Consider the following 25,635-nt stretch of genomic DNA (forward strand, 5'->3'; position numbering starts at 1 on the left):
TGCTAGGGCATGGGCAAAGCAAGGCCTGAGGAATTCCCGTGAGCAAACCGTTGATCGCCCCGTTGGACAGCATGGCCGCCTGGCAGGGCGCCACCCGCATCGTTTCGGCCAATGCCGATGTGCTGCTGGCGATCGCGGGCGTGTTCTTCCTGCTGCCGATGCTGGCCTGGGCCGTGTTCGTGGCGCCGCCGGCCGTCACGCCGGAAATGACGCAACAGCAACTCGCCCAGGTGATGCAGGATTATTACACCCGCAACCTGCCTTACCTGCTGCCGCTGACCCTGCTGCAGATCACCGGGTTCATCACCATGCTGGTGGGCATTCTCGATCGCACCCGCCCCACCGTGGGCCAGGCGCTGCGCAATTGCGCCGCGCGCGTGCCGGCCTATTTCCTGGCCCAGGTGCTGGTCGGCCTGTTCGCCGTGCTGCTGATGACCGTGGTCAGCGGCGTCCTCATGGCGCTGCGCGTGCCAGCGGCCGTGGCGGCCGGCGCCGGGATCGCCGCGGTGGTCTATCCCATGCTGCGCACGATCATGGTCGGCCCGGTGCTGGGCGTTGGGCGCACCCACAATCCCGTCATGGCCATCCGCGCCAGCCTTGCGCTCACGCGCGGCAACACGGCACGCATCCTGGCCTTCCTCGGCCTCGCCCTGGTGGTGTTCCTGGTGGCGATGAGCGTCGTTATGATGCTGGTCGGCCTGATCACCGCGCAACTGCTGGGCGCCGACAGCGAAACCGCCCGCCTCGTCAACGAAGCGGTTTCCGCACTGCTCTATTCGGTGGGCTACACCTATTTCGTGGCGATGCTGGCGGCCGTCCACGGCCAGCTGACCAAGGACCTGCCTCGTCCGTTCGAGCAGCTGTAAGAGTCCGTTTTGAAAATGCGCCAAGGCGCATTTTCGTTGCGGCACCGGCCCTCTCCCGTCCCGAAGGCACCGAAAACGTCCGGGGGACGTTTTCGCTGAGGGGGCCGACCTCCCGACGATAGTACCCTATGGGAGGTCGGGTGGGGGAGAGGGCCGGTGCCGCATATCCGGCAAAGCCGGATTTCCAAACAGTCTCTAAAAAACGAAACGCGCCCGTTCCATTACCGAACGGGCGCTGGCGCTCAGTCTTTCCAGCCGCAGGAAATGACGCAGGGCGGCACGTTGATCGGCTCGAAATCCTTGTCGATGCGGCGGAAATAGCGGCTCATCAGCGCCCGCGCCCGCGCGGTGTACTGATAGACCAGGAACGCGCCACCGGGGCGCAGCACGGCTTTCGTGGCTGCCATGATCGCCGGCCCTACGCCTTCGGGCAGCGTGGTGAACGGCAGGCCCGACAGCACGTAGTCGGCATGGTCGAAGCCGTGCTGGCGCACGATGCTTTCCACGTCGGCCGCCGATCCGTGCACCGCGATGAAGCGGCTGTCACCGATGGTGCGGGCCAGGTAGTTGATGAAATCGGGATTGGTGTCGATCACGATCAGCCGCGCATCGCGGCGCAGGCGATCGAGTACCGGCTGGCAGAACGTGCCCACGCCCGGGCCATATTCCACGAACAGGTCGCAGCGTTCCCAATCCACCTTGGACAGCACGCGCGCGATCGTGCGGCGCGAGGACGGCACGATCGCGCCGACCATCACCGGGTGCTTGAGAAAGCCCTTGAAGAAAATGCCCGCCGGACCGAACATCCGTTCCGCCTTGCGCCGAACCCGCTGATGCAAAGGGGCACGCGCCGCCTGGGTCGAATTCATTGTGGACAGGCATCCCTATCTTCGTGAGTGAACCGCGCAAGTTGCAAATCCGCGGCACTATTGCAAGCGTTCGACGCGCCGGACAGTGCCTTGCGATGAACCGTTATCGAACACACGCGTTCCGCAACAAACCGATCAGCCCTGCAAATGCCGCGTTTCCGGCACCGGGGTGAGCGCGCGGCCGGTGTCGAACCAGGCCGCCAGATTGTCGATCATCAACTGCCCCATGGCCGTGCGCGTGGCGACGGAGCCCGAGCCGACATGCGGCAGCAGCACCGCGTTGTCCTGCGCCAGCAGGGCTGCGGGTACATGCGGTTCGCGGGCAAAGACGTCGAGCCCGGCAGCCAGGATCGTCCCGTCCTGAAGCGCGGCGATCAGCGCGGTTTCGTCCACCACGGTGCCGCGCGACACGTTGATCAGCACGCCTTGCGGGCCCAGAGCGGCCAGCACTTGCGCATCGACCAGCCCCACCGTGGCCGGCCCACCGGGCACCACCACCACGAGCACGTCCACCGCCTGTGCCAGAGCCACGGGCGTGGGATACCAAGGATAGGCCACCCCCTCCTGCCGGCTGCGGCCATGATAGGCGATATCGACGCCAAAGCCTTCCAGCCGCCGCGCCACGGCCTTGCCGATCGCGCCCAGGCCCAGGATGCCCACCCGCCGCCCGCGCAGCGTGGGCGAAAGCGGAAAGGCACCCTTTTCCCACAGGCCGGCGCGCAAGTGGCGCTCTGCCTGGGGCAAGCGGCGGATCGTGGCCAGGAGCAGGCCCAGCGTGAGATCGGCGACTTCCTCGTCCAGCACGCCGCCGGTGTTGGTCACCACCACGCCGCGCGCCACGGCAGCATCGATATCGATGTTGTCATAGCCCACGCCGAAATTGGCGATGATCTCAAGCGCGGGCAGGCGATCCATCACCTCGGCCCCAAGGCGCCCGAACAGGGTGTTGGTGGCCAGCGCGCGGATCGATCCGGCCGCGCTTTGGTCCAGCCCCTCCCACAGGCGGTGAACGGCAAAGGCCTGTTCCAGGGGTTCCATGGTAAAGGGCGGGAACGGCGCGGCGGCCAGGACGGCAGGCTTGGTCATGCCCGGCAGGATAGCCAGCCGTCCAACAAAGTCAGCCCCTTATCGGGGCAGCGTCAGGGATAGCGCAGGCGGATGCGGGTGGACAGGTTGGTGCGTGGCACCGCCAGCCGCACCGAACGAAACTCCAGCAGGCTTTCGATCGAACCCGGATTGCCCGAAAAGCCGAAACCCTCTGCCGGCAGGCCCATCGGCCCGATGCGGTTGAGCGCGCCGGAATTGTCCTCGTCGTGATAGACGGCCAGGGCATAGATGCCCGGCTGGGGCAGGAACAGGCACAGCTTCGTCTTTTCCGCGCGCGCCGGCACGCGGCCGACATAGAGCGAGCCGCCGTCGATCAGGAACTTGCGCTGGTCATCGGGATAGACCGTCAAGGCGATCACCCCGCGATCAGAGCGCACCTTGTCGATCGTGACATTGAGCCAGGTGTCGCTGGGCGGGCCGACACAACCAAGCGGGGGCAGGCGCACATCGTGACTGGCCGCCAGCGCGGGTGCCGGCGCCAGGACCAGCGCCAGGATGGCAGCGAACCGTTGCAGGGTGGAGTTCAGCCTTTTCACATCCTTGTCGATGGCAAGCCCGGCCGCCGATGGCAAGAGGCTGCGGCACACCCACGCGCATGGCCATGCATTTGCCGCGCGGGCGTGGCCTTGTTGCCAAGCCGATTTGCCACGCAAACGGAGCCAGTTGGCACCAATCAGCCCCGAAACCGGACAAAGCCTGCGCCACAAACGGCAAACTTTGCTTGTGGCGCCGATTCGGCGCGGTTAAGCGCCATCAGGCGCCCGCTTGGCGAATTCGCCGGGCCGGGCTATCTCTTCCCCGCCGGGGTCATCCACCTGCCCCATCGGGGCGCTGCCTAATGTGTTGTGATCGGATCTGATGTCGATGCCAGTGCCGTTGATTTCCCCCTCGATCCTATCTGCCGATTTTTCCCGGCTGGGCGAGGAAGTGCGCGCGATCGATGCCGCCGGTGCCGACTGGATCCATGTGGACGTGATGGACGGCCATTTCGTGCCCAACATCACCATCGGCCCTGCCGTGGTGAAGGCGCTGCGCCCGCACACCGCCAAGCCGTTTGATGTGCACCTGATGATCAGCCCGGTGGACCTCTACCTTGAGGCATTCGCCAACGCCGGTGCCGACATCATCACCGTCCATCCCGAAGCCGGCCCACACATCCACCGCACGGTCCAGGCGATCAAGGCCCTGGGCAAGAAGGCGGGCATTGCGCTCAATCCGGCAACGCCGGCCAAGATGCTCGATTACCTGATCGATGATATCGACCTGGTCCTGGTGATGAGCGTGAACCCCGGATTTGGTGGGCAGAGCTTCATTTCCAGCCAGTTGCGCAAGATCGAGGCGGTGCGCAAGATGATCGACAAGACCGGCCGGCCCATCCACCTTGAAGTGGATGGCGGCGTGGATACGACCACCGCCCGCCAGTGCGTGGCCGCCGGGGCCGATGCGCTGGTGGCCGGAACCGCCACGTTCAAGGGCGGCCCCGATCACTATGCCGCCAATATCGCGGCGCTCAAAAGGATCGACTGACCCCGTGGGCGAACCCGGCTTCTCCATCGCACGCGGCCAGGCTGCCAAGGCCCCAGCCCGTTCTGCGGACGAAGCCCGTTCTGCCGACCAGGCCCGTTCCGCAGACGAGGACAGCCCCGCCCTGCCCCTGGGGCTGGACCGCGAGCCGCTGCGGCGTGAAGCACCCGCAGCGCCTTCGCCCTCCTTGCCCCCGCTGCCGCGCCCGATGCCCACCGACGAAGACACGCCGCCGCGCCCCGAAGTGGTGGAGCCCGGCCGCGCCCTGGCACTGGCCGATTTCTCGCCCCCGGCGGTAAGCGCGGGCGAACGCTTCATGCGCTTTGCCTATCGCCTGGGCCTGCCGGCCGGCGCGCTCCAGCCGTTTCGCAAGCGGGCACGCCCGCGCCTGACCGCCACCGTCAGCAATCCGCTGCCCGGTGACGTGCCAGCGGGCAAGGCCCTGCGCGCCGGGCATTTCCTGGTGCACGGCATGAAGCAGGCGATTGCCGACACCGAGTTCACCGGCCCGCGCCTGCCCCCGCCGTTCGAACGCATGGTCCATGGCTTTGCCTGGCTGCCCGATCTCGAAGCGAGCGGGCCGCGCGCGCAATGCACGCCCGTGGCCGAACGCGTGCTGGGCATGTGGCTCAACGCCAATCCCCAGCCCAATGCCAGCCCCGCCTGGGACGTGGGCCACACCGGCCATCGCCTGCTCACCTGGCTGATCCACGCGCCGCTGCTGCTTTCGGGCAACGACAAGAAGTTTCGCAGCCGCGTGCTGCATGCCATGGCCGAAACCGCGCGCTGGCTCGATCGCCACGTGACGCGGGCAGATGACAAGCTGGGCGAAGTGGCCGGCTGGGCGGCGATCACCGCCGCCGGGCTGCTCATGGCCGATGGCGGCCCGCGCCGCCTGTTTGGCGAGGCCGGACTGATTCGCGCGCTGGGCGACATGGTGGGCGACGATGGCGGCGTCCTCTCGCGCAGTCCGCTGGGCCAGATCGAGGCGATCACCATCCTGGTGCGGCTCAAGGCCTGCTATGCCGCCGTGCGCCGCGATCCGCCCCAGCAGATCGAGACGATCCTGTCGTTGCTGGTGCCGCCGCTGCTGGCGCTGCTCCACGGCGATGGTGCGCTGGGCAGCTGGCAAGGTGCGGGTGCCGTGCCGGCCGAGCAGATCGCCACGCTGGTCAAGGCCAGCGGCGTGCGCACCCGGCCTTTGCGCGATGCGCGGCAATGGGGATACCAGCGCATCACGGCGGCCAAGTCTGTCCTGCTGCTCGATGCCGCGCCGCCGCCGATCGCCCGCCACGCGCGCGATGGCTGCGCCTCTACCCTGGCGTTCGAATTCAGCCACGGCGCCGAACGCCTGATCGTCAATTGCGGGGGCGCGGCCTTTGCCGGCGGGCTCATCCCGCTGCGCCTGGCCCAGGGCCTGCGCGCGACGGCGGCCCACTCCACGCTGACCATCGACGATTTCAATTCCACCGCCGTCCTGATCAACGGCAAGCTGGGCAGCGGCGTTTCCGAAGTGGAAGTGGACCGCCGCACGCTTCAGGCCGATGGCAGCTATGCCGCCGCTGCACCGGGACCGGCCGGACAGTCTGCCACGCGGATCGAGGCGAGCCACAACGGCTATGTCAGCCGCTATGGCCTGCTGCACCAGCGCATCCTGATCCTGCGCGACGATGGCACCGAACTGCGCGGCGAAGACCTGCTGGTGCCCCAGGGCAAGAAAGGCAAGCGCGGCATGATCGGTGTTGCCTTGCGCTTCCACCTTGGCCCGCATATCGAGCTGGCGCAGGGCCAGGACGGCCTTGGCGTCACCCTCGCGCTGCCCGACGGCGGCCTGTGGCAGTTCCGTTCGGGGCGGGAGCCGGTGACGATCGAGGAATCGCTCTGGGCCGATGGGCTGGGCCGTCCGCTGGGCACGCGCCAGCTTGTCATCACGGCCAAGATCCCGCGCAGCGGAGAAAGTTTCTCCTGGCTGCTCAAGAAGATGAGATAGGAATTTTCAACGTGGGCGATGTGACGATCCGGCGGGCGCTGCTTTCGGTGTCCGACAAGACCGGCCTTGTTGAGCTGGGCCAGGCGCTGGCCGCGCGCAACGTGGAACTGGTTTCCACCGGCGGCACGGCCAAGGCCCTGCGCGAGGCCGGCCTGGCGGTGAAGGACATTTCCGAACTGACCGGCTTTCCCGAAATGATGGATGGCCGCGTCAAGACGCTGCACCCCAAGGTCCACGGCGGCCTGCTGGCCGTGCGCGACAACGCCGAGCATGCCGCCTCCATGGCCGAACACGCCATCGGTGCGATCGACCTGGTCGTGGTCAACCTCTATCCCTTCGAAGCAACCGTGGCCAAGGGCGCCGAGCGCGAGGAAGTGATCGAGAACATCGACATCGGCGGCCCTTCGATGGTGCGTTCGGCAGCCAAGAACCACGATTACGTCACGATCCTGACCGATCCGGCCGACTACGCCACGGTGATTGCGGAGCTGGAGCAGACCGGTGGGAAGACCACCCTGCCCTTCCGTCGCGCCATGGCGGCCAAGGCCTATGCCACCACGGCCGCCTATGATTCGGCCATTGCCACCTGGTTTGCCACCGTGGACCAGCAGCAGCATTTCCCCCAGACGCTGGCCGCCGCGCACAGCCTGGTGACCACGCTGCGCTATGGCGAAAACCCGCACCAGTCCGCCGCGCTCTATGTGCCGCGCCGCCCCACTGTGGTTGGCCTGCCCCAGGCCGAGCAGATCCAGGGCAAGGAACTGTCGTACAACAATTATAACGACGCCAATGCGGCGCTGGAGCTCATTGCCGAATTCGCTGCTGACAAGCCGACCGTGGTGATCGTCAAGCACGCCAATCCGTGCGGCGTGGCCAGCGCTGATACCCTGCTCGATGCCTGGCACGCTGCCTTGGCCTGTGACAGCGTTTCGGCCTTTGGCGGTATCGTGGCGGTCAACCAGCCGCTCGATGGCCCCACCGCCAACGCGATCTGCGAGATCTTCACCGAAGTGGTCGTGGCCCCTGGCGCCGACCAGGCTGCCCGCGATGCCTTTGCCCGCAAGAAGAACCTGCGCCTGCTGCTGGTGAACGAACTTCCGCAAGCGCACCGCGCCGGCCTTGTCACCGTGCCGATCGCCGGTGGCCTCTTGGTGCAGGACCGCGACAACGGCCGCATCACGGCCGACGATCTCAAGGTCGTCACGCAGCGTGAACCCACGCCACAGGAACTGAAGGACGCGCTGTTTGCCTGGACCGTGGCGAAGCACGTCAAATCCAACGCGATCGTCTATGCCAAGGATGGCGTGACGGCCGGCATCGGTGCAGGCCAGATGAACCGCCGCGACAGCAGCCGCATCGCCGCCGCCAAGGCCCAGGAAGCCGCCCAGACCCACGGCTGGAGCGAAGCGCGCACGGTCGGCTCTGCCGTCGCTTCCGACGCGTTCTTCCCCTTTGCCGATGGCCTGCTGGCCGCGGTGGAAGCCGGCGCGACGATGGTGATCCAGCCCGGCGGTTCGATCCGCGACGAAGACGTGATCAAGGCTGCCGACGAAGCCGGCCTGGCCATGGTGTTCACGGGCATGCGCCACTTCCGCCACTGATTGCGGTTTTCGGACACAAAAAAGGGGGCGGTGCCAGTGCGGCACCGCCCCCCTTTTTCTTAGCCCCCTCCCGCTTGCGGCAGGTGTAGACCTTACGGCTGCGGCTTGTTCAGCACCGAATCCGGGTTTTCCTGGATGCGGATCTTGCCCATCGGCGGCTTGGGCGGCAGCACGCGGTCGGCGATCTGGGTGATGGCCGGTGCAGGCTTGGCGCCCGGCGCCGTCACGCGCCAGATCACGCCGCCAACGTCGTCGCTGACCAGGAGCGCGCCATCCTTGGCAAAGGCCACCCAGGTGGGCCGGCCATGGGCCTTGCCATCCTTGTTGAGGAAGCCGGTGAGCACCGGCGCGGGCGGCGCGGGCAGCACGTTGCCGTGGTTATCGAACCGCACGAAGACCACGTCATAGCCGGCCAGCGGGCGGCGATTCCACGAACCGTGGCGGGCGATGAAGGCACCACCGGCAAAGCGTTCGCCCAGGGTGTTGCCACCGCGCGCAAAGGCCAGGCCCAGCGGCGCAACGTGGGCGCCCAGGCCATATTCGGGCTTGCGCACGTATTCCATCAGGTATTCGGGCATCGGCTCGTTCACGCGCCAGTCGATGTTCTTTTTCCAGTATGCCCAGGGCCAGCCATATTGCGCGCCCAGCGGCACATTGGTGAGATAGTCGGGCACCAGATCGGGGCCGAGCATGTCGCGCTCGTTGACCACGGCCCACAGTTCACCGGTGTAGGGATTGAAATCCATGCCGTTGGGATTGCGCATCCCGCCGGCAAACTGGCGCACGCGGCGCAAGCTGAAATCATATTCGAAAATCGCGGCGCGATCGGCTTCGGCATCGATGCCGTTGTCGGCAATATTGGTGCCCGAGCCCACGGAAACATAGAGCCGCTGGCCATCGGGGCTGAGCGCCAGGTTGCGCGCCCAGTGCATGCCGGCCGGCGGCAGGTCCATCAGCTTTTGCGGCTTGCCCGGCAGGTTGGTCTGCCCCGGCTGGAACGGCCACGACACGACGCCATTGTGGTTGGCCACATAGAGCCGCCCTTCGCGCCAGACCATGCCGAACGGCGAATCGAGCGCGGGGTTTTCCATCACCACGCGCTGCGCCGCCTTGCCCGTGCCGTTGTCGCGCAGCAGCACGATCTTGTTGGGCGAAGGTTCGCCCGCGCCGGCCTGGCTGAACAGGATGCCCGCCACAAAGCCGGTGATCCCCCCGCCGCCATGATCGCCCGCAGGCGCGTTGGTTTCGGCGGTCAGCACGTCGCCATTGGGCAGGACGGCCAACGTGCGCGGATGGTCTAGCCCATCGGCAAAGCGCGTAACGACCAGACCCTGCGCCGCCACCGGCGTTTCGCCCGCCTGCCATCCCACCGGCTTGGCAATGCCGATGCCGGGGATGATCTGCGGCGAAGGCTCCGCCATCTTGGGATGGGGGCCAGAGGTTTCGTCGGTGGTATATTGCGCGGCGGGGCCACGGATGGCCCATACCAGGAACGCAGCAATCGCGATCAGCAGCAAGCCCAGGGCGATCAGGAACTTCTTGAAGGTGCTCATGGGCTGCAAACTAGGGCGGCCAGCGCTTCGCTGCAATGACAGCTTGCGGGAAATCGGCTAGAGACCAAGGCCATGTACGATTTTCATTTTGATGCCGCCGACAAGCCCACGCTCTATGCCGATCTGGCCGCCGCCGCACGCGGGCTGATCCATGGCGAAAGCGATGGCGTGGCCAACATGGCCAATGTCGCCGCGCTGCTCGCCCTGGCGCTGCCCGATTGCAACTGGACCGGGTTCTATCGCCTGGTGGGCGATACACTGGTGCTGGGGCCGTTCGCAGGCAAGCCCGCCTGCATCCGCATTCCGCTGGGCCAGGGGGTGTGCGGCGCCGCCGCCGCAACCGGCGAAACGCAGCTGGTGGCCGATGTGCACGCGTTTCCCGGCCACATCGCCTGCGACGCGGCCAGCGCCTCGGAACTGGTGGTGCCGATCAAGCGCGATGGCGCGGTGATCGGGGTGATCGATCTCGACAGCCCGACCATCGCCCGCTTCGACGAGGCGGACGCCCGCGGGATCGAGACGCTGGCAGCGATCCTGGCCGACGCTATCTGATCTCTCAGTGCCCGCCTTCGCGCAAGGTTTGGGCATAGAAGGCCAGCACGGCGGGTGCGTCCACGCCCGTGGCCACCTTGATCGCGCCATGCCCGGCAAAGCCAGCATCGGTGCTGCCGGGCGGTTCCATCAGCGTCACACCCGCGCCTGGCCCGCCGCTTGGCTCCACCCGCACCACGCCTTCCACCGTGGTATAGGCAGCCGGGCGCAGGGCATAGAACACCGCGCTGGAATCGTGCACGGGCATGGTGCCCTTGGGGCTGAGATAGGTTTGCCGGGTGATCGCGCGGATCAGCGCGCCGTCCTGGCCCGATAGCGCGTCAAGGTAAGCGCGGTCCATCACGGTGCGGATCGTGACGTCAAGCGGCACCAGCGTGACCGGCCAACCCGCGTTGATCACTTCATCGGCCGCTTCGGGATCGCCGCCGATATTGGCCTCTGCCACCGTGAACGGATTGGCGCCCTGCCGCGCGCCCTGGTAATTATAGCCAAAGGCGCCGCCCATGATCACCACGCGCTTGGCCAGGCGCGGCAGATCCGGCGCCATGGCCAGTGCGGCGGCCAGGTTGGTAAGGCGGCCCACCGCCAGGATCGTCACTTCGCCGGGGTGGGACCGCACCACATCGATGATCAGTTGCGGCGCGCTGCGTGGATCGAGCGCAGCATGGGGCGCGGGCATGACATAGTTGCCCAGGCCATTGGCGCCGTGAATCCAGGCTGGCGGCGGTGGCGTGGGGCCGATCAGCGGCTTGGCGGCGCCGCGCGCGACCGGCGCGGAAAAGCCCAGATAGTCTTTCAGGAACAAGGCATTGCGCGTGGTATCGGCAATCTGCGCATTGCCGAACACGGTGGTGACGCCCAGCAACTGCACATCCGGCCGCCGCGTCAGCAGGATCAGCGCCATGGCATCGTCGATGCCGAAATCGGCATCCATGATGATCTTTTCGGGGGACGCGGACGATGGCGTTTGTGCCGCCCCCGCATTCCCCGCCAGAGCCAGGCACAAGCCCAGCAGAAGGGCAGCACCACGCCGCCCGATCAATGGCCGCAGCAGCCCCATGCAGGATGGCCTTCCGGTTCGATGGCAGTTCACCATGCGAACCTGAAGGTTTCATCCTGTGCAATCAAACACAATGAAATCGACGCAGCGTTGCAAAATTCCGCATGACCGCAACGATCACCGCAGGATCAGATCGCCCCGCCGGTCAGCCGCTGGCAGATCAGGTCAAGCTGGTCGAGCGTCTTGTAGCGGATCACCACGCTGCCCGTGCGCGGATCGGTATCGGCGTTGATCGTCACTTTCAGGCCCAGGAATTCCTCCACATGGGCCTGGACCGCAGCGATATCGGCGCTGTCGGAAGGATCGCGTTCGGCGCGGGCGCGGCGGGGGCCGGCCTCGGGCTTGGTCGCGCGCTTGGCCATGCGTTCGGCATCGCGCACCGAAAGGCCCTTCGCCACGATTTCCTGCGCCAGCGGCAGCGGATCGGGCAGCACGGCCAGCGCGCGCGCATGACCCATCGACAGGTCATCGCGCTGCACCATGTCGAGCACTTCTTCGGGCAGCGACAACAGGCGCATGAGGTTGGCCACATGGCTGCGCGACTTGTCGACGAAGCGGGCGATTTCCTGCTGGGTCAGCCCGTCGTTGTCGGACAGGCGCTGATAGGCGCGGGCCTCTTCCACCGGGTTGAGGTCTTCGCGCTGGAGGTTTTCGATGAGGGCCAGCGCGGTCACTTCGCGCTCGTCCAACTGGCGCACGATCGCGGGAATTTCGTGCACGCGGGCACGCTGCGCCGCGCGCCAGCGGCGTTCGCCGGCCACCAGTTGATAGCGCCCCCCGGCAATCGGGCGGACGATCACCGGCTGGATCACCCCGCGCGCGGCAATGGATTGCGCCAGTTCGTCCAGCGCTTCCTCGTCGAAATGGCGGCGCGGCTGATCGGGGTGTGGCTCGATTTCAGCGACTGACAGCAGCGCCACGCCCGTGGTGGCACGAGCCGGTGCCGCAGCGGAAGCCCCTGCCCCGTTGCCGGCCGGTGCCGTCGGACGGACAAGCGACTCCTCGCGCCGGGTCTCGCCCAGCAAGGCGCCCAGCCCCCGGCCAAGTGCGGCGCGCTTCACCGGTGCCTTGACGCCCTCTTCGCCGCTCATGCCGCCTTCCTCCGTTCCGGCAGGCGCCCGATCAGCTCGCGCGCCAGTTTCATGTAAGCCTGCGACCCCGAGCAGGCGTGGTCATAGATCAGCGCCGGCAGCCCATGGCTGGGCGCCTCGGACAGGCGCACGTTGCGGGGGATCACCGATTCGAACACCAGATCGCGCAGGCACGACCGCACGTCGTCGGCCACCTGGTCGGTCAGGCGGTTGCGCCGGTCGTACATGGTGAGCACGATGCCCAGGATGCCCAGATCGGGATTGAAGCGTTCCTGCACGCGCTCCACAGTCTGCAAAAGCTGGCTAAGCCCTTCCAGCGCGAAGAATTCGCACTGCAGTGGCACCAGCAGGCTATCGGCCGCAGCCATGGCGTTGAGCGTCAGCAAGCCAAGGCTGGGCGGGCAATCGATCAGGCAGATTTCGTGCTGGGTATCGCGGTAAAGCGCGGCACGCAGGCGGCCGGTGCGATCGTCCACGCTGACCAGTTCCACTTCCGCGCCCGACAGATCCACCGTGGCAGGAATGATATCCAGCCCGGGAATGCGCGTGGGGACGGCACACTCGGCCACCCCTGCCCCATCGATCAGCATGTCATAGGAAGACCGCTCCCGATCCGCGGCGTTGAGGCCGATGCCGGTGGAGGCGTTGCCCTGGGGATCGAGATCGACCAGCAGCACTTTCCAGCCCGTAGCAGCCAGGGCCGTGGCGATATTGATAGCAGTGGTGGTCTTGCCCACCCCGCCCTTCTGATTCGCAATGGCGATCGTGATCATCGACGGGAGCCTCGTTGGGAAGCACCACCCGCATGGGCAGGCTTCGGGGGATGGCCACCCAGCAAGCGGCCGGCGATCACACCGGCGGCGGGATCGGTCAGCGATTGTTCCACGTGAAACACATGGCGCCAGGTTTGGGGCAGTATAGCCAATTCTTGCGCGGCCTTCGCCCCTTTTGGCAGCAACCAAACCGTTTCCGGTGTGGAAAAACGCGCGGAAATCGTCAGCAACTTGTCAAGCGGCGCAAATGCGCGCGCGGAAAGCACCGCATGGGCTTGATCGGGCAAGTCTTCCACCCGCGCCAGCACGACCTGCACCCGATTCAGCCCCAAGGCTTGCACCGCGCGCGACAGCCACTCGGTGCGCAGCCGGCGCGAATCGACCAGCGTGACCGGACGTTCGGGCTGCAGCGCAGCGATCACCAGCCCGGGAAAACCCGCACCCGTACCCAGATCCAACCAAGAACCGGCGGGCAATGTTTCACGTGGAACAGCGAGCAGCTGCGCGCTGTCGACAATGTGGCGCTGCCACACCATCGGGATCGTGCCCCGCGCGATCAGGTTCTGGCGCTCGTTCTCTTCCACCAGCAGATCGACCAGCCGGGCCAGGCGCGCCATGGTGGCGTCATCGGCGCCCAGCGTCTGGCGCAGCCAATCCTGCGCCTCGGCCTCGCTCGTGATCGAGGCGGTCATGCCGCCACCATGCGACGGCGCGCGTGGACCAGCAGGCTGGCAAGCGCCGCCGGGGTGATCCCGGCCAGCCGCCCGGCTGCCGCGAGCGTCTCGGGCTGGGCTGCGCTCAGCCGCTCGACCATCTCGGCGGAAAGCCCCGGCACTTGGGCATAGGGGAAGCCCTCCCCCAGCGGCACATTCTCGTTGGCGCGCAAGTCACGCAGCTCGGCTTCCTGTCGCGCCAGATAGGGGGCATAGGCGGCGTCTTCCTCCACCTCTTCCACCAGCAAGGCATCGGCGGGCATGGCGTCACCCAGCCATGGCGTCAGGTCCGCCAGGTTGACTTCGGGGAAGCGCAGCCATTCCATCAGGCTGCGCCGCGCACCATCGGCGCGCACGGCCAGACCAGCCCGCGCCATTTCGCTGGGCGTGGTCTCCTGCGCCAGCGCCGCTTCCAGTTGCCCGCGCGCGTCAAGACGCCGCTCGAACCAGGCGCGGCGCTCCGGTCCAACACAGCCCGCCGCCAGCGCCAATGGCGTCAAACGGGTAGTGGCATTGTTGGCACGCAGGCGCAGGCGATATTCGGCCCGCGCGGTGAGCATGCGATAAGGCTCGCTGACGCCATGCAGCGTCAGGTCATCGATCATCACCGCCATATAGCTGGACCCGCGATCAAGCTGCGCAGGCGCCGTGCCCAGCACCGCCGCCGCCGCATGCATCCCGGCCACCAGCCCTTGCGCGGCCGCTTCCTCGTAGCCGGTGGTGCCGTTGATCTGCCCGGCGCAATAGAGGCCTGGCATCGCGCGCACTTCCAGGCTGGGCCGCAAGGCGCGCGGATCGATGTGATCGTACTCCACGGCATAACCGGGCACGACGATCTCCACCTGCTCCAGCCCCTCCATCGAGCGCATCATCGCGAGTTGCACATCGGCCGGCAGCGAAGTGGACAGCCCATTGGGATAGACGAGATGGTCGTCCAGCCCCTCCGGTTCCAGAAACACCTGGTGGCTGTCGCGGTCGGCGAAGCGGTGAATCTTGTCCTCGATCGACGGACAATAGCGCGGGCCGCGTGCGCCGATCGCGCCGGTGAACAAAGGCGAGCGATCCAGCCCGCCGCGAATGATATCGTGCGTGCCGGCATTGGTGCGGCTGATCCCGCAAAAAATCTGCGGCAGCGGGCGCGTTGTGCTGAGCGGCGACATCGTCCAGGGATCGGCGTCGCTGTGCTGTTCCTCCAGCCGCGACCAATCGATCGTTCGGCCGTCGAGGCGGGGCGGCGTTCCGGTCTTGAGCCGCGCCATCGGCAAGGCGGCATCACGCAATTGCGCGGCCAGCCGATGTGCAGCGTCTTCGCCGATGCGGCCCCCCTCCATTCGTTGCTCGCCGCGAAACAGACGGGCGCCCAGGAACGTGCCCGTGCACAGCACGACGGCCGATCCATCCAAAATGGACCCATTTGATAACGTAACGCCCGTTACGTTACCGCCAACCAGGCGGAGCGCCGCGGCCTCTCCCGCCACGACGGTAAGGCCTTGCTGGTTGTTGACCACGGCCTGGACCGCGGCCTTGAATCGCTTGCGGTCGGCCTGCACGCGCGGCCCCTGCACGGCACTGCCCTTCGATCGATTGAGCATGCGATAGTGTATCGCCCCGGCATCGGCTGCCCGCGCGATGACGCCATCGAAGGCGTCAACTTCGCGCACCAGGTGTCCTTTGCCCAGCCCGCCGATCGCCGGATTGCAGCTCATCGCCCCGATCTTGTCAGGATCGAAGCTCACCAACGCGGTGCGCGCGCCCATCCGGGCAGCCACGCAAGCCGCCTCGACGCCGGCATGACCGCCGCCGACCACGATGATATCGAAGGAATGCATGCCCCTGCCCTAACGCTCTGCGTGGCTGGGGTCAAACTTGTGTTTCACGTGGAACAATGTCGGGCTCGGTCTGGTGCCCTTTCGACAGGCTCAGGGCGAACGAAGAGAAAGGGTAGAATTTCCCCCGAACCGCGTTCGGGCTGAGCTTGTCGAAGCCCCTTGCGCCACCGTCTCACTTGCCGATGCAGAACCGACCGAACAGCGCATCGAGCATGTCCTCGGTCCCGGCCCGCCCCGTGAGCGCATCGAGCGCGCGGCGGGCCAGGCGCAGTTGCTCTGCCGCGAGGAGAGGATCGCGTTCGTCCCGCGCGGCGGTGAGCGCCGCATGAACTTGGACAAGAAGATCGTGCTGGCGCGCGTTCAACGCTGCTTCCCCCGGCGCGGGCAGGCTCGCACGCGCGTGCGCGACCAGATCGCGGCGCAGCGCGTCGACGCCTTCGCCGGTATGGGCGGACAGGCGATGGCGGGGGCTGGCCTTGGCGGGGGCGGCAGGATCGTCGGCGCGGGCGGCCAGCTCCCACAGCGCCAGGCCCTGCGGCCCTTCCCCCTCGGGACCGAGCCACAGGATAAGGTCGGCCTTCGCCGCTTCCGCACGGGCACGCGCGATGCCGATCCGTTCGATCTCACCCGCGCCTTCCTCACGCAGGCCGGCGGTGTCGGCAAACGTAAACGGCACACCATCGATGGCGACGCTGCGGGTCAACACATCGCGCGTGGTGCCGGGCTCGGCGGCGGTGATCGCCGCTTCGGATTCCACCAGCGCGTTGAACAAGGTGGACTTGCCGGCATTGGGCGGCCCGGCCAGCACCACGCGAAAGCCTTCGCGCAGCGGTTCGGCGCGCGGCCGATCAAGCCAAGCTGCGATACTGGTGGCGAGGTCAGCGGTGCGATCGCCGAAGCCCGCCGGCAGTAGCGCGCCCCCTTCCCCCACGTCATCCTCGTCAGAAAAGTCGAGCAGCGCTTCAAGCTGGGCCGACAGCGTGAGCACGCCCTGGCGCCAATCCTCCACCCGACGCGACAGCGCGCCATCGGCCATGGCCAAAGCGCTGCGTCGCTGCAATTCGGTTTCGGCACTGAGCAGGTCGGCCAGGCCCTCGGCCTCGTTCAGGTCGATCCGCCCATTGAGAAACGCGCGCCGGGTGAACTCTCCCGCCTGCGCGCCACGCAACCCCGGCAGGCGGCCCAGCGCTGCAAGCACAGCGCCAACCACAGCCCGCCCGCCGTGGAGGTGAAGCTCGGCACTGTCCTCCCCGGTTGCCGTCTGTGGGCCAGGCAGCCACAGCACCATGGTCGCATCGAGCAGGCTGCCGTCGATGGGATCGACCAGCCGGCGAAAGGTTGCCCGGCGTGAGCTGGGCAGCTGGCCCGAAAGCGCCACGAGTGCAGCACCAGCCTGTGGCCCGCTGATCCGCACCACGGCGATGCCAGCCGGCGGTGCCCCGGAACTGAGGGCGAATATGGTAGAGTTCTCGCTCATGCCCCGCCGCTTATCACGCGGCAGAAGGCACGCCTACTTCTTGTCGCCGCTCATGCCCGCCTTGAAACCAGCCATTGCGGCGCCGGCACCCTGTTCCATGAATTGCTGGAACAGCTTGAGGCCGATTTCGCCCATTGGCGCGAGTTGCTTGGCATAGCCCTGCAACTGGTCGACGCTGCTCACGCCCTGCATCGCCTTGGCCAAGGCATCGACATAGACATCGTTGGCGCGCGACACATCGGGCAGGCCCAGAAAGCGCCGGGCTTCCTCCGGGCTGCATTCGATTTCGACATTCACTTTCATGGCTTGGCTCTCCGAACGTGTCACGCTTGTGCGGCAAAAGTGTCATAGTCGCAGCGGCGCGCCAAGCCGGAGATCCACCGAATTGGCAAGCGCATCGATCAACGCCGTTGCGACGGATCAATGCGCCAGCACGGGCGTTGTTTCACGTGGAACACGAAGGGCACGGCGATGACTGCGCGATGGCCCTTCTTGCAGGGGAGAGACAGATCATGCAGCTTGGATTGGCCGCCTGGCACCGCGCGATGCTGGCCGGATGCCCGCAGGACTTGTTGGCCGAACTCGTGGCCGAAGATGCCGTGTTCCATTCTCCGGTGCTGCACACCCCGCAAGTGGGCCACCAGGCGGTGTGCCTGCACCTTTCAGCCGCCTGTGGCGCCTTGTGCCAGGGTGGGCTCGCCTATGTGCGCGAACTGGTCGATGGGCCCGAAGCGGCGCTGGAATTCGAAGCCACGCTGGATGGTGTGGCGGTGAACGGCGTGCACTTGCTGCGCTTCGACCTTGAAGGCCGGATCATCGATTTCAAGGTTCTGGTGCGGCCCTTTGCGGCGGCGGACCTGCTGTGGCGCAAGATGGCCGAGGCGCTGGAAGACGACTGAGGTTGTTATGCGGGCGTTGGCTCTGGCCCTTCGACAGGCTCAGGGCGAACGGGAATGGGTATGATGTTTGAAACCCCGTTCGGGCTGAGCTTGCCCGAAGCCCGCCGTCCCCAGACGCAAAAAGGCGGGAAGCCTTTGGGGCCTCCCGCCTTTTTGTGCGCAGCAAAGCTTTGGAAAGCTTACTGGTTCATGGTCGCAAAGAAGTCTTCGTTGGTCTTGGAATCCTTCATCTTGTCGAGCAGGAATTCCATCGCGTCGACCGTGCCCATCTGCATGAGGATGCGGCGCAGCACCCACATCTTGCCGAGCTGGTCGCGCGGAACGAGGAGTTCTTCCTTGCGCGTGCCGCTCTTGCCCACGTCGAGCGCGGGGAAGATGCGCTTGTCGGCGACCTTGCGGTCGAGCACGATTTCCGAGTTGCCGGTGCCCTTGAATTCTTCAAAGATCACTTCGTCCATGCGGCTGCCGGTGTCGATCAGCGCGGTGGCGATGATCGAGAGCGAGCCGCCTTCCTCGATGTTGCGCGCGGCGCCGAAGAAGCGCTTGGGGCGCTGCAGGGCGTTGGCGTCCACACCGCCGGTCAGCACCTTGCCCGAGGACGGGACCACGGTGTTGTAGGCGCGGCCGAGACGGGTGATCGAGTCGAGCAGGATGACCACGTCACGCTTGTGTTCGACCAGGCGCTTGGCCTTTTCGATGACCATTTCGGCCACTTGGACGTGGCGCGTGGCGGGTTCGTCGAAGGTGGAGGAGATGACCTCGCCCTTCACCGAACGCTGCATGTCGGTCACTTCTTCGGGGCGTTCGTCGACCAGCAGGACCAGCAGGAACACTTCCGGGTGATTGTCGGTGATCGCCTTGGCCATGTTCTGCAGCAGCACGGTCTTGCCGGTGCGCGGCGGCGCCACGATCAGCGCGCGCTGGCCCTTGCCCTGCGGGCTGACCAGGTCGATCACGCGGGCGGACTTGTCCTTGACCGTGGGATCGAGCGTGTCGAGCTTCAGGCGCTCGTTGGGATAGAGCGGGGTGAGGTTGTCGAAGTTGACGCGGTGGCGCACGGCGTCGGGATCATCGAAATTGACTTTCATCAGGCGGGTGATGGCAAAGTAGCGCTCGCCGTCCTTGGGCGCGCGGATTTCGCCTTCCACCGTGTCGCCCGTGCGCAGGCCCCACTTGCGGACCTGGTTGGGCGAGACGTAGATGTCGTCCGGCCCGGCCAGATAGTTCGCCTCGGGGCTGCGCAGGAAGCCGAAGCCATCGGGCAGCACTTCGATCGTGCCGATGCCGAGGATTTCTTCCCCATCTTCGGCCACTTCCTTGAGGATGGCGAACATGAGGTCCTGGCGGCGCATCGTGCTTGCGCCTTCCACGCCCAGCTCTTCGGCCATTTCGACCAGCTCGGCAGGGGTTTTCTTTTTGAGTTCTTTAAGATGCATTTCGTGTGTTCCGTCAGCGGAATTAGGCTGGAAAATGGCCGGCGGGCCGATGGGCTTGGGGAAAGCAGGCCGTCAATCGCGACGGGCGCGATTGCATGATTTGCCGGTCGACAGCGGCGTTATGCCGGGAATGGGGCCGCGTCAATTGAGGAATGGTGATCTGGGGCCGGGTTGCGGCCAGCGCCAGCGCATGGCGTCGGCCACGCTCAAACCCCCTCCTCTTCAGAGGAGGAGGCTTTCCTGTTTGCTTAGAAAGGCTTGATGATCACCAGGATCACGATGATCGCGCCCAGCACGCCGGGCACTTCGTTGAGCAGGCGCAATTGCTTGCCGGTCAACCGGCGTTCGCCCCGCGCCAGGGCACGGTGATAGCGCGCCAGCCAGATGTGATAGCCGGTGAGCGCCACCACCAGCAGCAGCTTGGCATGCAGCCACCCTTGTGTGAACCAGCCGCCGGTGATGGCCATGGCAAGGCCCAGAATCCACACCACCGCCACGCTGGGTGCCATGATGATCTTCATCAGCTTGCGTTCGCGGTCGGTCCACCGCGCATTGTCGGGCGAATTGACCGGGGTTTCCTGGTGATAGACGAACAGGCGCGGCAGCATGAACAGCCCCGCCATCCAGAAGATCACGAAAATGACGTGGCCGGCCTTGAGCCAGAGATAGAGCATCGAGAGCACCTGGAGCATGAGGGGTCTTTTACCGTCTGCGCAAAGGGACTGGAACGGCCTTTCGACAGGGAACGCAACACGCGCCGAAACGGCCCCATGGCATCTCGGCCTTTGCCGGCCTGATTGCAAGAACCTTGCCCGCTGGGGTATGCAGCACGGCATCGAAGGGGGAAACCACGCGTGCAGGCCGGCCGGCAATTGCTGATGCGCCATCCGCGCCTGGGCCTGGTGGTCCTGGCGCTGGTGCTGGGACTGCGCGTGCTGATCCCACCCGGGATGATGCCGGTGCCCGATGGCGCACGCGGCATCGTGGTGGCGCTGTGCGATGGCAATGGCCCCGCGACGCTCCGCACGGTGTTGCTCAAGCCGGACGCCCGCGCGGCGCGCGATCCGCACAAGACCGACGGCAGCACCAACCCCGGCCCTTGCGCGTTCGGCGTGCTGGCCGATGCCCTGATCGGTGGCGCGCAGCCTGTGGCCCTGCCCTTGCCGGTCGGGGTTGCCACACCGCTGGCACCGCACCGCGCCAAAGCGCTCGCCCTAGCGGCCTTGGCCCATGCGCGGCCGCCGGCAAGGGCCCCGCCGGCCTTGCCGATCGCCTGATCCTTCGCATCCGCGTTTCAGCATGGCCGCCCCCGAGTGTGGGCGCGCCGCCCATCGGGATTTTCCGATCATGTCACGTCATTTTCTGGCAGCCACGGCGGCTGCCCCGCTTGCGCTTGCCGTTCTGCCTACTTCCGCCCTCGCCTGCGCCAGTTGCGGTTGCACGTTTACCTCGGACTGGCTCAACCAAGGCCTGGTGACCCAGCCCGGCCAGGCCGTGACGCTGCGCCTGGACTATGTGCCGCAAAGCCAGTTGCGCACCGGCACGACCAAGGTGGATACCCGCAACATCGACATTCCCAACGAGCGCGAGATCGAGCGCTGGACCGACAATGTCTATGTCACCGCCAGCTACGATCGCCAGTTTGCCAACGATTGGGGCTTCAACGTCTCGGTGCCGTTCATCGTCAGGCCCCACGCCACGATTGCCGAGGACACCGACAGCGAAAGCCGGTCCCGCACACACGGGTTGGGCGATATCCGCCTGATGGCGCGGTGGCAGGGCCTATCCACCGCCAAGGGTGTTACCGGGTTGCAGTTCGGCCTGGTCCTGCCCACCGGGGCCTTTCACCAGACCTTCCGCAGCGGGCCGGCCCAGGGCGAAGAGGTCGACCGTGGGCTTCAGCCTGGCACGGGCACGACCCAGGCGGTGATCGGTGCCTATCACTACCGTCGCCTGGGCCAGGATTTCGCCCTGATGCTCCAGGCCCAGGCGCAGATCGCACTCAATGCCCGGCAGGACTATCGCCCCGGTACGATCGGCGAAGGATCGGTGGCAGTGCAATGGCTTGGCCTGGGCCGCGTGGTGCCCCAGCTGCAGGTCAATGCCCGGATCAACGCGCAGGACAGTGGCTTGAATGCCGATGTGGACAACAGCGGCGGCGAACAGGTCTACCTGGCGCCGGGCCTGACCGCGCCCCTGGCCGCGCGGGTTTCTGCCTTCGCAAACGTTCAGCTGCCGCTCTACCAGCGGGTGATCGGCTGGCAGTTGGCGCCACGGGTCAACCTGGCTGCCGGCCTCACCGCGCGGTTCTGACGGGGGCTGGATCGTTGGGATGGAGGGAAGCGCATGGCATCCCCTCCATCCCCGGTCTTACGGCGTGGGCTTGAGCCAGCGGGCCAGCCAGCCAAACACGCTCTGATGCCACTGCAGCGAGTTCTTGGCCTTGAGCACCCAGTGGTTCTCGTCAGGGAAGACCAGCAGTTCGGAAGGGATGCCCCGGCGCTGCAAGGCGGTGAAGCTGGCCAGGCCCTGGGTATAGGGAATGCGGAAATCGTTCTCGCTGGTGATCACCAGCATCGGCGTCTTCCACTGCGCCACGTGGTTGACCGGGTTCCACTTTTCAAAGGCTTCAGGCGCCTCGAAATAGGCGTGGCCACCATGCTCCCATTCGTCGAACCACAGTTCGTCGGTTTCATAGGCCATGGCGCGGGCATCAAACACGCCGTCGTGCTGGATGATGCACTTGAAGCCATCGGGCCACTGCCCTTCGATCCAGTTCATCATGTAGCCGCCATAGCTGCCGCCCGCTGCGCAGGCGTTGGCGGTATCGACCGCACTATCGCGGGCCGCCGCGGCCACCATCCCCAGCTTCAGGTCCTGCAGCGGCTTGCCGCCCCAATCCTGGTTGATGCTGTCGGTAAAGGCCTGACCATAACCGGTGGACCCGTGGAAATCGATGGTGATCGCGGCATAGCCTTGCGCGGCCCAAAGACGCGGGTTCCAGCGCGTGGACCAGCTATCGTTGAACGAACCCTGCGGCCCGCCGTGCACCAGCAGCACCGTGGGCAGCTTGCCCGTGGCGCCCGCCGGTTTGAGGATCTGGCCCCACACGGTATCGCCATTGGCACCGGCGAACGAAAAGCGCTGGACGGCAACCGGCGCCATGGCGGCAAGCGCGCCGGCATCAAGGTCGGTCAGGCGCGTTGCCGCCTGGCCAGGCTTGCCCAGGTAAAGCTCGGGCGCGGCATCGATCGAATCGCGCTTGAGCAGGAATGCCCCGCCCTTGAGTTCGGCGATCTGGGCAACGTGGCCTTCGCGGCCCTTCTGGAACGCCAGCCGCGTGGCCTTGCCGCTGGCCAGATCGACGCGGAAGGCTGGGGTATCGAGCACGTCCTGCGCCGTGACGATCAGCGCCTTGCTGTCGGCGGTGAACGCCAGCGAACTGGCGGAACGATCCCAGCCCTGCGTCAGCGGGCGGCTTTGCCCAGTCTTGAGGTCCATCAGTTGCACGACCAGGCGATCGGCTTCGTACCCGGCACGCGCCATGGCCGCCCAGGCAAGCCAGCGCCCGTCGGGCGAGACGGCCGGCGTGGTATCGGTGCCGCGGTTGCCGGCCGTCAGGTTGCGCGGTGCGCTGCCATCGGCCGGTGCCCACCACAAGTCGAGGTTGGTCGAGCGGGGCTCGTCACGATCGGCCGGGCGCGCGGCATAGATCACGGCGGTGGAATCCGCGTTCCAGGTCAGTTCGCTGCCGTCGCCGAACGGCTTGCTGGGCGCATCACCCACCAAGCCGCCCTTGGCAGGATCGCCATCGAGGGCGTGGCCGCTGGCCGGATCGACCTGCCCGGCCTTGAGCGTGAACGCGAAAATGCGGCTATGGATGCCCGGCGTTTCCCAGGCGTCCCAATGGCGCACGAAACCGGCGCCATCGCGAAAGAGCCGCCCGGTGCCCGGCCCGGGCAGGCCGGTGTTGCCATCGCCGTGCGGCAGATCGGTGCAACCGCCAAACGTGGCGCAGGCGCGCGCCACATCACCCCACACCGCCAACCGCGTGCCATCGGGCGAAAGCTTGAAACCGGCCACTTCGGCGGCAAGGTCGGTCACCTTGACGGGGCCGCCGGCAGAGCCATCGGCGCCGGTCTGCACCGACCAGACTTGCGCGGTCTTGCCATCCCTGTCCGAAAGGAACCACAGCCGCCCGTCGGGGGCAAAGGCCGGATCGCTTAGGCTGCCCTGCCAGTCGAGCTTGACCGGCTTGGCCCCCTTCCTGTCCAGCGCCAGCAGCCACAGCGCGGTGCTGCGCTTGTAGCTTTGCGGGTCGGTGGTGGTGACGGTGTAGGCCGCCAGGCGCCCATCGGCGGAAACGGCAAAGCTGCCCAGGCGGGGGAGCGTGACGAGATCCTGCGCGGTCATGGCCGGGGCAGACGGCGCGGGGGCCGCTGCAAAAGCGAAAGGCGCTGTGCCAAGGGCCAGCGCCGCGAGCGAGAGCTTGAACGTGTTCATGGCAGGCATGGGTAGCCTGACCCTCGCCCAGCGCAAGGGGGAATGGCAGGCTGGCAAGCATCGCCGCCGGTTGCCGCAAAAGGCGATGGGCAAGAACGCTTTGCCCGGGCCAACGCCGACGGCATCAGCCATGCTGGCCTGGGCCAGCCTACCCCCGCGCCAAGGCCCCGGCCAGCGCCTGTTCGAACCGCGCGGCATCGAGCGGGCCAAATCGGGCCAGCACCGCGCCATCGCGGCCATAGATCCGCGTTTCGGGCAGCGCGGTGGGCAAGTCACGCGGGCGCCAGTGGATATCCGCGGCACGGACCAGGGCAAAGTGCACGCCCATCCCGCCGGCCAGGATCCGGCTGCGGCTGGCCGCGGTATCGAGCGATATGCCAACCATGCGCAGGCCCTGGTGGCCGTGGCGCGCAAAGGCGGCATCGAGGATCGGCATGTCGGCACGGCACGGGGCGCACCACGTGGCCCAGAAATGCACGACGACGACATCGCGCGCTGCCGGGTTGATGGCAAACGGCGCGCCATCGAGTGTGGTCGTGGCGAGCGGCGGCAGACGGTCGGGCGCGGCTTGGGCCGCCGGGGCAGCCGCCAGGGCCAGCGCGGCCCAAGCCAGCGCAGCAGGCGCCAGCACGGCCCGCTTCACGGACGCTGCCACCCCCGCACGATGGCCAGCAACTGCTCCACATGGGCGATCGGGGTGAACTGGCCGATGCCATGGCCCAGATTGAACACGTGCGGCCGGTCGGCAAAGGCGTCGAGCACGCGCAGCGTCTGGCGCTCCAGTTCGGCCCCGCCGGCCAGCAGCAACAGCGGATCGAGATTGCCCTGCACTGGCAGGCCCGCAGGCAATTCGCGCGCGGCCCACAGCGGATCGATGGTTTCGTCCACCCCCACCGCGTTGACGCCGGTTTCGCGGGCATAGGCCACCAGCTTTTCCCCCGCGCCCTTGGGAAACCCGATGACCGGCACGTGGGGATAGCGCGCCTGAAGCGCGGCGGCGACGCGGGCGTTGGGCGCGATCACCCAGCGTTCGAATTCCGATGGCGCCAGGCTGCCGGCCCAGCTGTCGAACAGCTGCAGACCTTCCGCGCCCGCGTCCACCTGTCCGGCAAGGTATTCGATGGTCACGTCAACGATGGCGTCGATGATTGCCTGGAACGCGGTGGGATCGCGATAGGCAAGTGCGCGCGTCTCGTGATGATCGCGGCTGCCCTCGCCCGCCACCATGTAGGTCGCCACGGTCCACGGACTGCCCGCAAAGCCCAGCAGGGTGGTCTGTGGGCCCAGGGCAGCCTTTACCCTGCTCACGGTATCATAGATCGGGGCAAGGCGCTGTGGCACCCCCTGGAGGCTCTCCAGCGTGGCATCCACCAGCCGGGGCGACAGGCGCGGGCCTTCGCCGGCGGTGAACGTCAGGTCCTGGCCCATGGCATAGGGCACGATCAGGATGTCGGAAAACAGGATCGCCCCGTCGAAGCCGAACCGGCGGATCGGCTGCAGCGTGATTTCCGCAGCGGCCGGTGCGTCATAGACCAGTTCCAGAAACCCGCCCTTTTCGGCCCGCAGCGCGCGGTATTCCGGCAGATAGCGGCCGGCCTGGCGCATCAGCCAGATCGGCCGGCGGGAAAGGTTCTGGCCGGTGAGCGTTTCGAGAATGGGACCGGGCATCTGTACGTTTTTCCAATCCAATCAAAAAAATAGAATCTTATTAAATGGGATGATGAAGGTAGTTGGCCCTGTGGAAACCGGGGATAGTGAGGCTCTGCCCGATTTGTCCCACATCCTCCACAAA

Annotated in this window: 24 protein-coding genes; 8 read left to right on the top strand and 16 right to left on the bottom strand. The window is 66.7% G+C overall.

What is annotated here, in order from left to right; translation table 11 throughout:
• The first annotated feature begins 38 nt into the window (after nucleotides 1–38).
• Nucleotides 39–866 carry a hypothetical protein gene (locus FHW94_RS10090; protein ID WP_168555710.1) on the top strand — a complete coding sequence of 276 codons (828 nt, stop codon included), beginning with the start codon at nucleotides 39–41 and terminating at the stop codon, nucleotides 864–866.
• 242 nt (nucleotides 867–1,108) lie between these two features.
• Here FHW94_RS10090 and FHW94_RS10095 read toward each other — a convergent pair whose 3' ends face one another.
• The 3 genes from FHW94_RS10095 to FHW94_RS10105 form a co-directional block, all read right to left on the bottom strand.
• The gene (locus FHW94_RS10095) at nucleotides 1,109–1,735 is read right to left on the bottom strand and encodes a methyltransferase domain-containing protein (protein WP_168555711.1); all 627 of its coding nucleotides are present in this window, start codon (nucleotides 1,733–1,735) and stop codon (nucleotides 1,109–1,111) included.
• A 135-nt stretch (nucleotides 1,736–1,870) separates the two neighbouring features.
• Nucleotides 1,871–2,821 carry a 2-hydroxyacid dehydrogenase gene (locus FHW94_RS10100; protein WP_168555712.1) on the bottom strand — a complete coding sequence of 317 codons (951 nt, stop codon included), beginning with the start codon at nucleotides 2,819–2,821 and terminating at the stop codon, nucleotides 1,871–1,873.
• A gap of 53 nt (nucleotides 2,822–2,874) precedes the next feature.
• A complete protein-coding gene (locus FHW94_RS10105) occupies nucleotides 2,875–3,429 on the bottom strand; it encodes a DUF2141 domain-containing protein (RefSeq protein ID WP_349237487.1) in 555 nt (184 codons plus the stop codon).
• A 277-nt stretch (nucleotides 3,430–3,706) separates the two neighbouring features.
• Here FHW94_RS10105 and rpe point away from each other — a divergent pair, with 277 nt between their 5' ends.
• The 3 genes from rpe to purH are packed head-to-tail and all read left to right on the top strand — an operon-like array spanning nucleotide 3,707 to nucleotide 7,957.
• Nucleotides 3,707–4,369, top strand: a complete 663-nt coding sequence (gene rpe / locus FHW94_RS10110; protein WP_168555713.1) for a ribulose-phosphate 3-epimerase — start codon at nucleotides 3,707–3,709, stop codon at nucleotides 4,367–4,369.
• A 4-nt stretch (nucleotides 4,370–4,373) separates the two neighbouring features.
• A complete protein-coding gene (locus tag FHW94_RS10115; RefSeq protein ID WP_349237488.1) occupies nucleotides 4,374–6,356 on the top strand; it encodes a heparinase II/III family protein in 1,983 nt (660 codons plus the stop codon).
• 11 nt (nucleotides 6,357–6,367) lie between these two features.
• The gene (gene purH / locus FHW94_RS10120; protein WP_168555715.1) at nucleotides 6,368–7,957 is read left to right on the top strand and encodes a bifunctional phosphoribosylaminoimidazolecarboxamide formyltransferase/IMP cyclohydrolase; all 1,590 of its coding nucleotides are present in this window, start codon (nucleotides 6,368–6,370) and stop codon (nucleotides 7,955–7,957) included.
• A gap of 92 nt (nucleotides 7,958–8,049) precedes the next feature.
• Here the strand turns inward: purH and FHW94_RS10125 are convergent, their stop codons facing one another.
• The gene (locus FHW94_RS10125; protein WP_168555716.1) at nucleotides 8,050–9,510 is read right to left on the bottom strand and encodes a PQQ-dependent sugar dehydrogenase; all 1,461 of its coding nucleotides are present in this window, start codon (nucleotides 9,508–9,510) and stop codon (nucleotides 8,050–8,052) included.
• A 72-nt stretch (nucleotides 9,511–9,582) separates the two neighbouring features.
• On the opposite strand from FHW94_RS10125, the gene FHW94_RS10130 reads away from it, so the two are divergent.
• On the top strand, nucleotides 9,583–10,062 hold the full coding sequence (locus FHW94_RS10130; RefSeq protein ID WP_168555717.1) for a GAF domain-containing protein: 480 nt from the start codon (nucleotides 9,583–9,585) through the stop codon (nucleotides 10,060–10,062).
• A gap of 4 nt (nucleotides 10,063–10,066) precedes the next feature.
• On the opposite strand, the gene FHW94_RS10135 is transcribed toward FHW94_RS10130, so the two are convergent.
• From FHW94_RS10135 to FHW94_RS10165, 7 genes are all read right to left on the bottom strand, one after another.
• Nucleotides 10,067–10,996 (bottom strand): nucleoside hydrolase, encoded by a 930-nt coding sequence (locus FHW94_RS10135; protein ID WP_168555718.1) that lies wholly within the window; start codon nucleotides 10,994–10,996, stop codon nucleotides 10,067–10,069.
• Nucleotides 10,997–11,250: 254 nt separating this feature from the next.
• Entirely contained in the window at nucleotides 11,251–12,213 is a 963-nt protein-coding gene (locus FHW94_RS10140; RefSeq protein ID WP_168555719.1) for a ParB/RepB/Spo0J family partition protein, read from the bottom strand.
• On the bottom strand, nucleotides 12,210–12,986 hold the full coding sequence (locus FHW94_RS10145) for an AAA family ATPase (protein WP_168555720.1): 777 nt from the start codon (nucleotides 12,984–12,986) through the stop codon (nucleotides 12,210–12,212). Before FHW94_RS10145 ends, FHW94_RS10140 begins: the two co-directional genes overlap by 4 nt.
• Nucleotides 12,983–13,678 (bottom strand): 16S rRNA (guanine(527)-N(7))-methyltransferase RsmG, encoded by a 696-nt coding sequence (rsmG, locus tag FHW94_RS10150; RefSeq protein WP_168555721.1) that lies wholly within the window; start codon nucleotides 13,676–13,678, stop codon nucleotides 12,983–12,985. Before rsmG ends, FHW94_RS10145 begins: the two co-directional genes overlap by 4 nt.
• Entirely contained in the window at nucleotides 13,675–15,528 is a 1,854-nt protein-coding gene (gene mnmG / locus FHW94_RS10155; RefSeq protein ID WP_168555722.1) for a tRNA uridine-5-carboxymethylaminomethyl(34) synthesis enzyme MnmG, read from the bottom strand. The genes rsmG and mnmG overlap by 4 nt, the downstream gene beginning before the upstream one ends.
• 172 nt (nucleotides 15,529–15,700) lie before the next feature.
• Nucleotides 15,701–17,005: a tRNA uridine-5-carboxymethylaminomethyl(34) synthesis GTPase MnmE gene (gene mnmE, locus FHW94_RS10160; RefSeq protein ID WP_168555723.1), complete on the bottom strand. Its 1,305-nt coding sequence runs from the start codon at nucleotides 17,003–17,005 to the stop codon at nucleotides 15,701–15,703.
• 33 nt (nucleotides 17,006–17,038) lie between these two features.
• On the bottom strand, nucleotides 17,039–17,308 hold the full coding sequence (locus tag FHW94_RS10165) for a DUF6489 family protein (protein WP_210425602.1): 270 nt from the start codon (nucleotides 17,306–17,308) through the stop codon (nucleotides 17,039–17,041).
• A 209-nt stretch (nucleotides 17,309–17,517) separates the two neighbouring features.
• Between FHW94_RS10165 and FHW94_RS10170 the strand changes: the two genes are divergently transcribed.
• Nucleotides 17,518–17,904 carry a nuclear transport factor 2 family protein gene (locus FHW94_RS10170; RefSeq protein ID WP_168555724.1) on the top strand — a complete coding sequence of 129 codons (387 nt, stop codon included), beginning with the start codon at nucleotides 17,518–17,520 and terminating at the stop codon, nucleotides 17,902–17,904.
• 179 nt (nucleotides 17,905–18,083) lie between these two features.
• Here FHW94_RS10170 and rho read toward each other — a convergent pair whose 3' ends face one another.
• Both rho and FHW94_RS10180 read right to left on the bottom strand, forming a co-directional pair.
• On the bottom strand, nucleotides 18,084–19,340 hold the full coding sequence (rho, locus tag FHW94_RS10175; protein WP_168555725.1) for a transcription termination factor Rho: 1,257 nt from the start codon (nucleotides 19,338–19,340) through the stop codon (nucleotides 18,084–18,086).
• A gap of 248 nt (nucleotides 19,341–19,588) precedes the next feature.
• Entirely contained in the window at nucleotides 19,589–20,032 is a 444-nt protein-coding gene (locus FHW94_RS10180; RefSeq protein ID WP_168555726.1) for a CopD family protein, read from the bottom strand.
• A gap of 162 nt (nucleotides 20,033–20,194) precedes the next feature.
• On the opposite strand from FHW94_RS10180, the gene FHW94_RS10185 reads away from it, so the two are divergent.
• Together FHW94_RS10185 and FHW94_RS10190 are read left to right on the top strand one after the other, a co-directional pair.
• Nucleotides 20,195–20,617, top strand: a complete 423-nt coding sequence (locus FHW94_RS10185) for a hypothetical protein (protein WP_168555727.1) — start codon at nucleotides 20,195–20,197, stop codon at nucleotides 20,615–20,617.
• A gap of 70 nt (nucleotides 20,618–20,687) precedes the next feature.
• Nucleotides 20,688–21,653 (top strand): hypothetical protein, encoded by a 966-nt coding sequence (locus tag FHW94_RS10190; RefSeq protein WP_168555728.1) that lies wholly within the window; start codon nucleotides 20,688–20,690, stop codon nucleotides 21,651–21,653.
• Between the two features lie 57 nt (nucleotides 21,654–21,710).
• Here FHW94_RS10190 and FHW94_RS10195 read toward each other — a convergent pair whose 3' ends face one another.
• The 3 genes from FHW94_RS10195 to hemE form a co-directional block, all read right to left on the bottom strand.
• Nucleotides 21,711–23,843, bottom strand: a complete 2,133-nt coding sequence (locus FHW94_RS10195; protein WP_168556079.1) for a S9 family peptidase — start codon at nucleotides 23,841–23,843, stop codon at nucleotides 21,711–21,713.
• 148 nt (nucleotides 23,844–23,991) lie between these two features.
• A complete protein-coding gene (locus FHW94_RS10200) occupies nucleotides 23,992–24,486 on the bottom strand; it encodes a TlpA disulfide reductase family protein (protein ID WP_210425603.1) in 495 nt (164 codons plus the stop codon).
• The gene (gene hemE, locus FHW94_RS10205; protein ID WP_168555730.1) at nucleotides 24,483–25,511 is read right to left on the bottom strand and encodes a uroporphyrinogen decarboxylase; all 1,029 of its coding nucleotides are present in this window, start codon (nucleotides 25,509–25,511) and stop codon (nucleotides 24,483–24,485) included. The genes FHW94_RS10200 and hemE overlap by 4 nt, the downstream gene beginning before the upstream one ends.
• Between the last annotated feature and the right edge of the window lie 124 nt (nucleotides 25,512–25,635).

This window comes from Novosphingobium sp. SG720 (genome assembly GCF_012275365.1).
Taxonomy (GTDB): Bacteria; Pseudomonadota; Alphaproteobacteria; order Sphingomonadales; family Sphingomonadaceae; genus Novosphingobium; species Novosphingobium rhizosphaerae.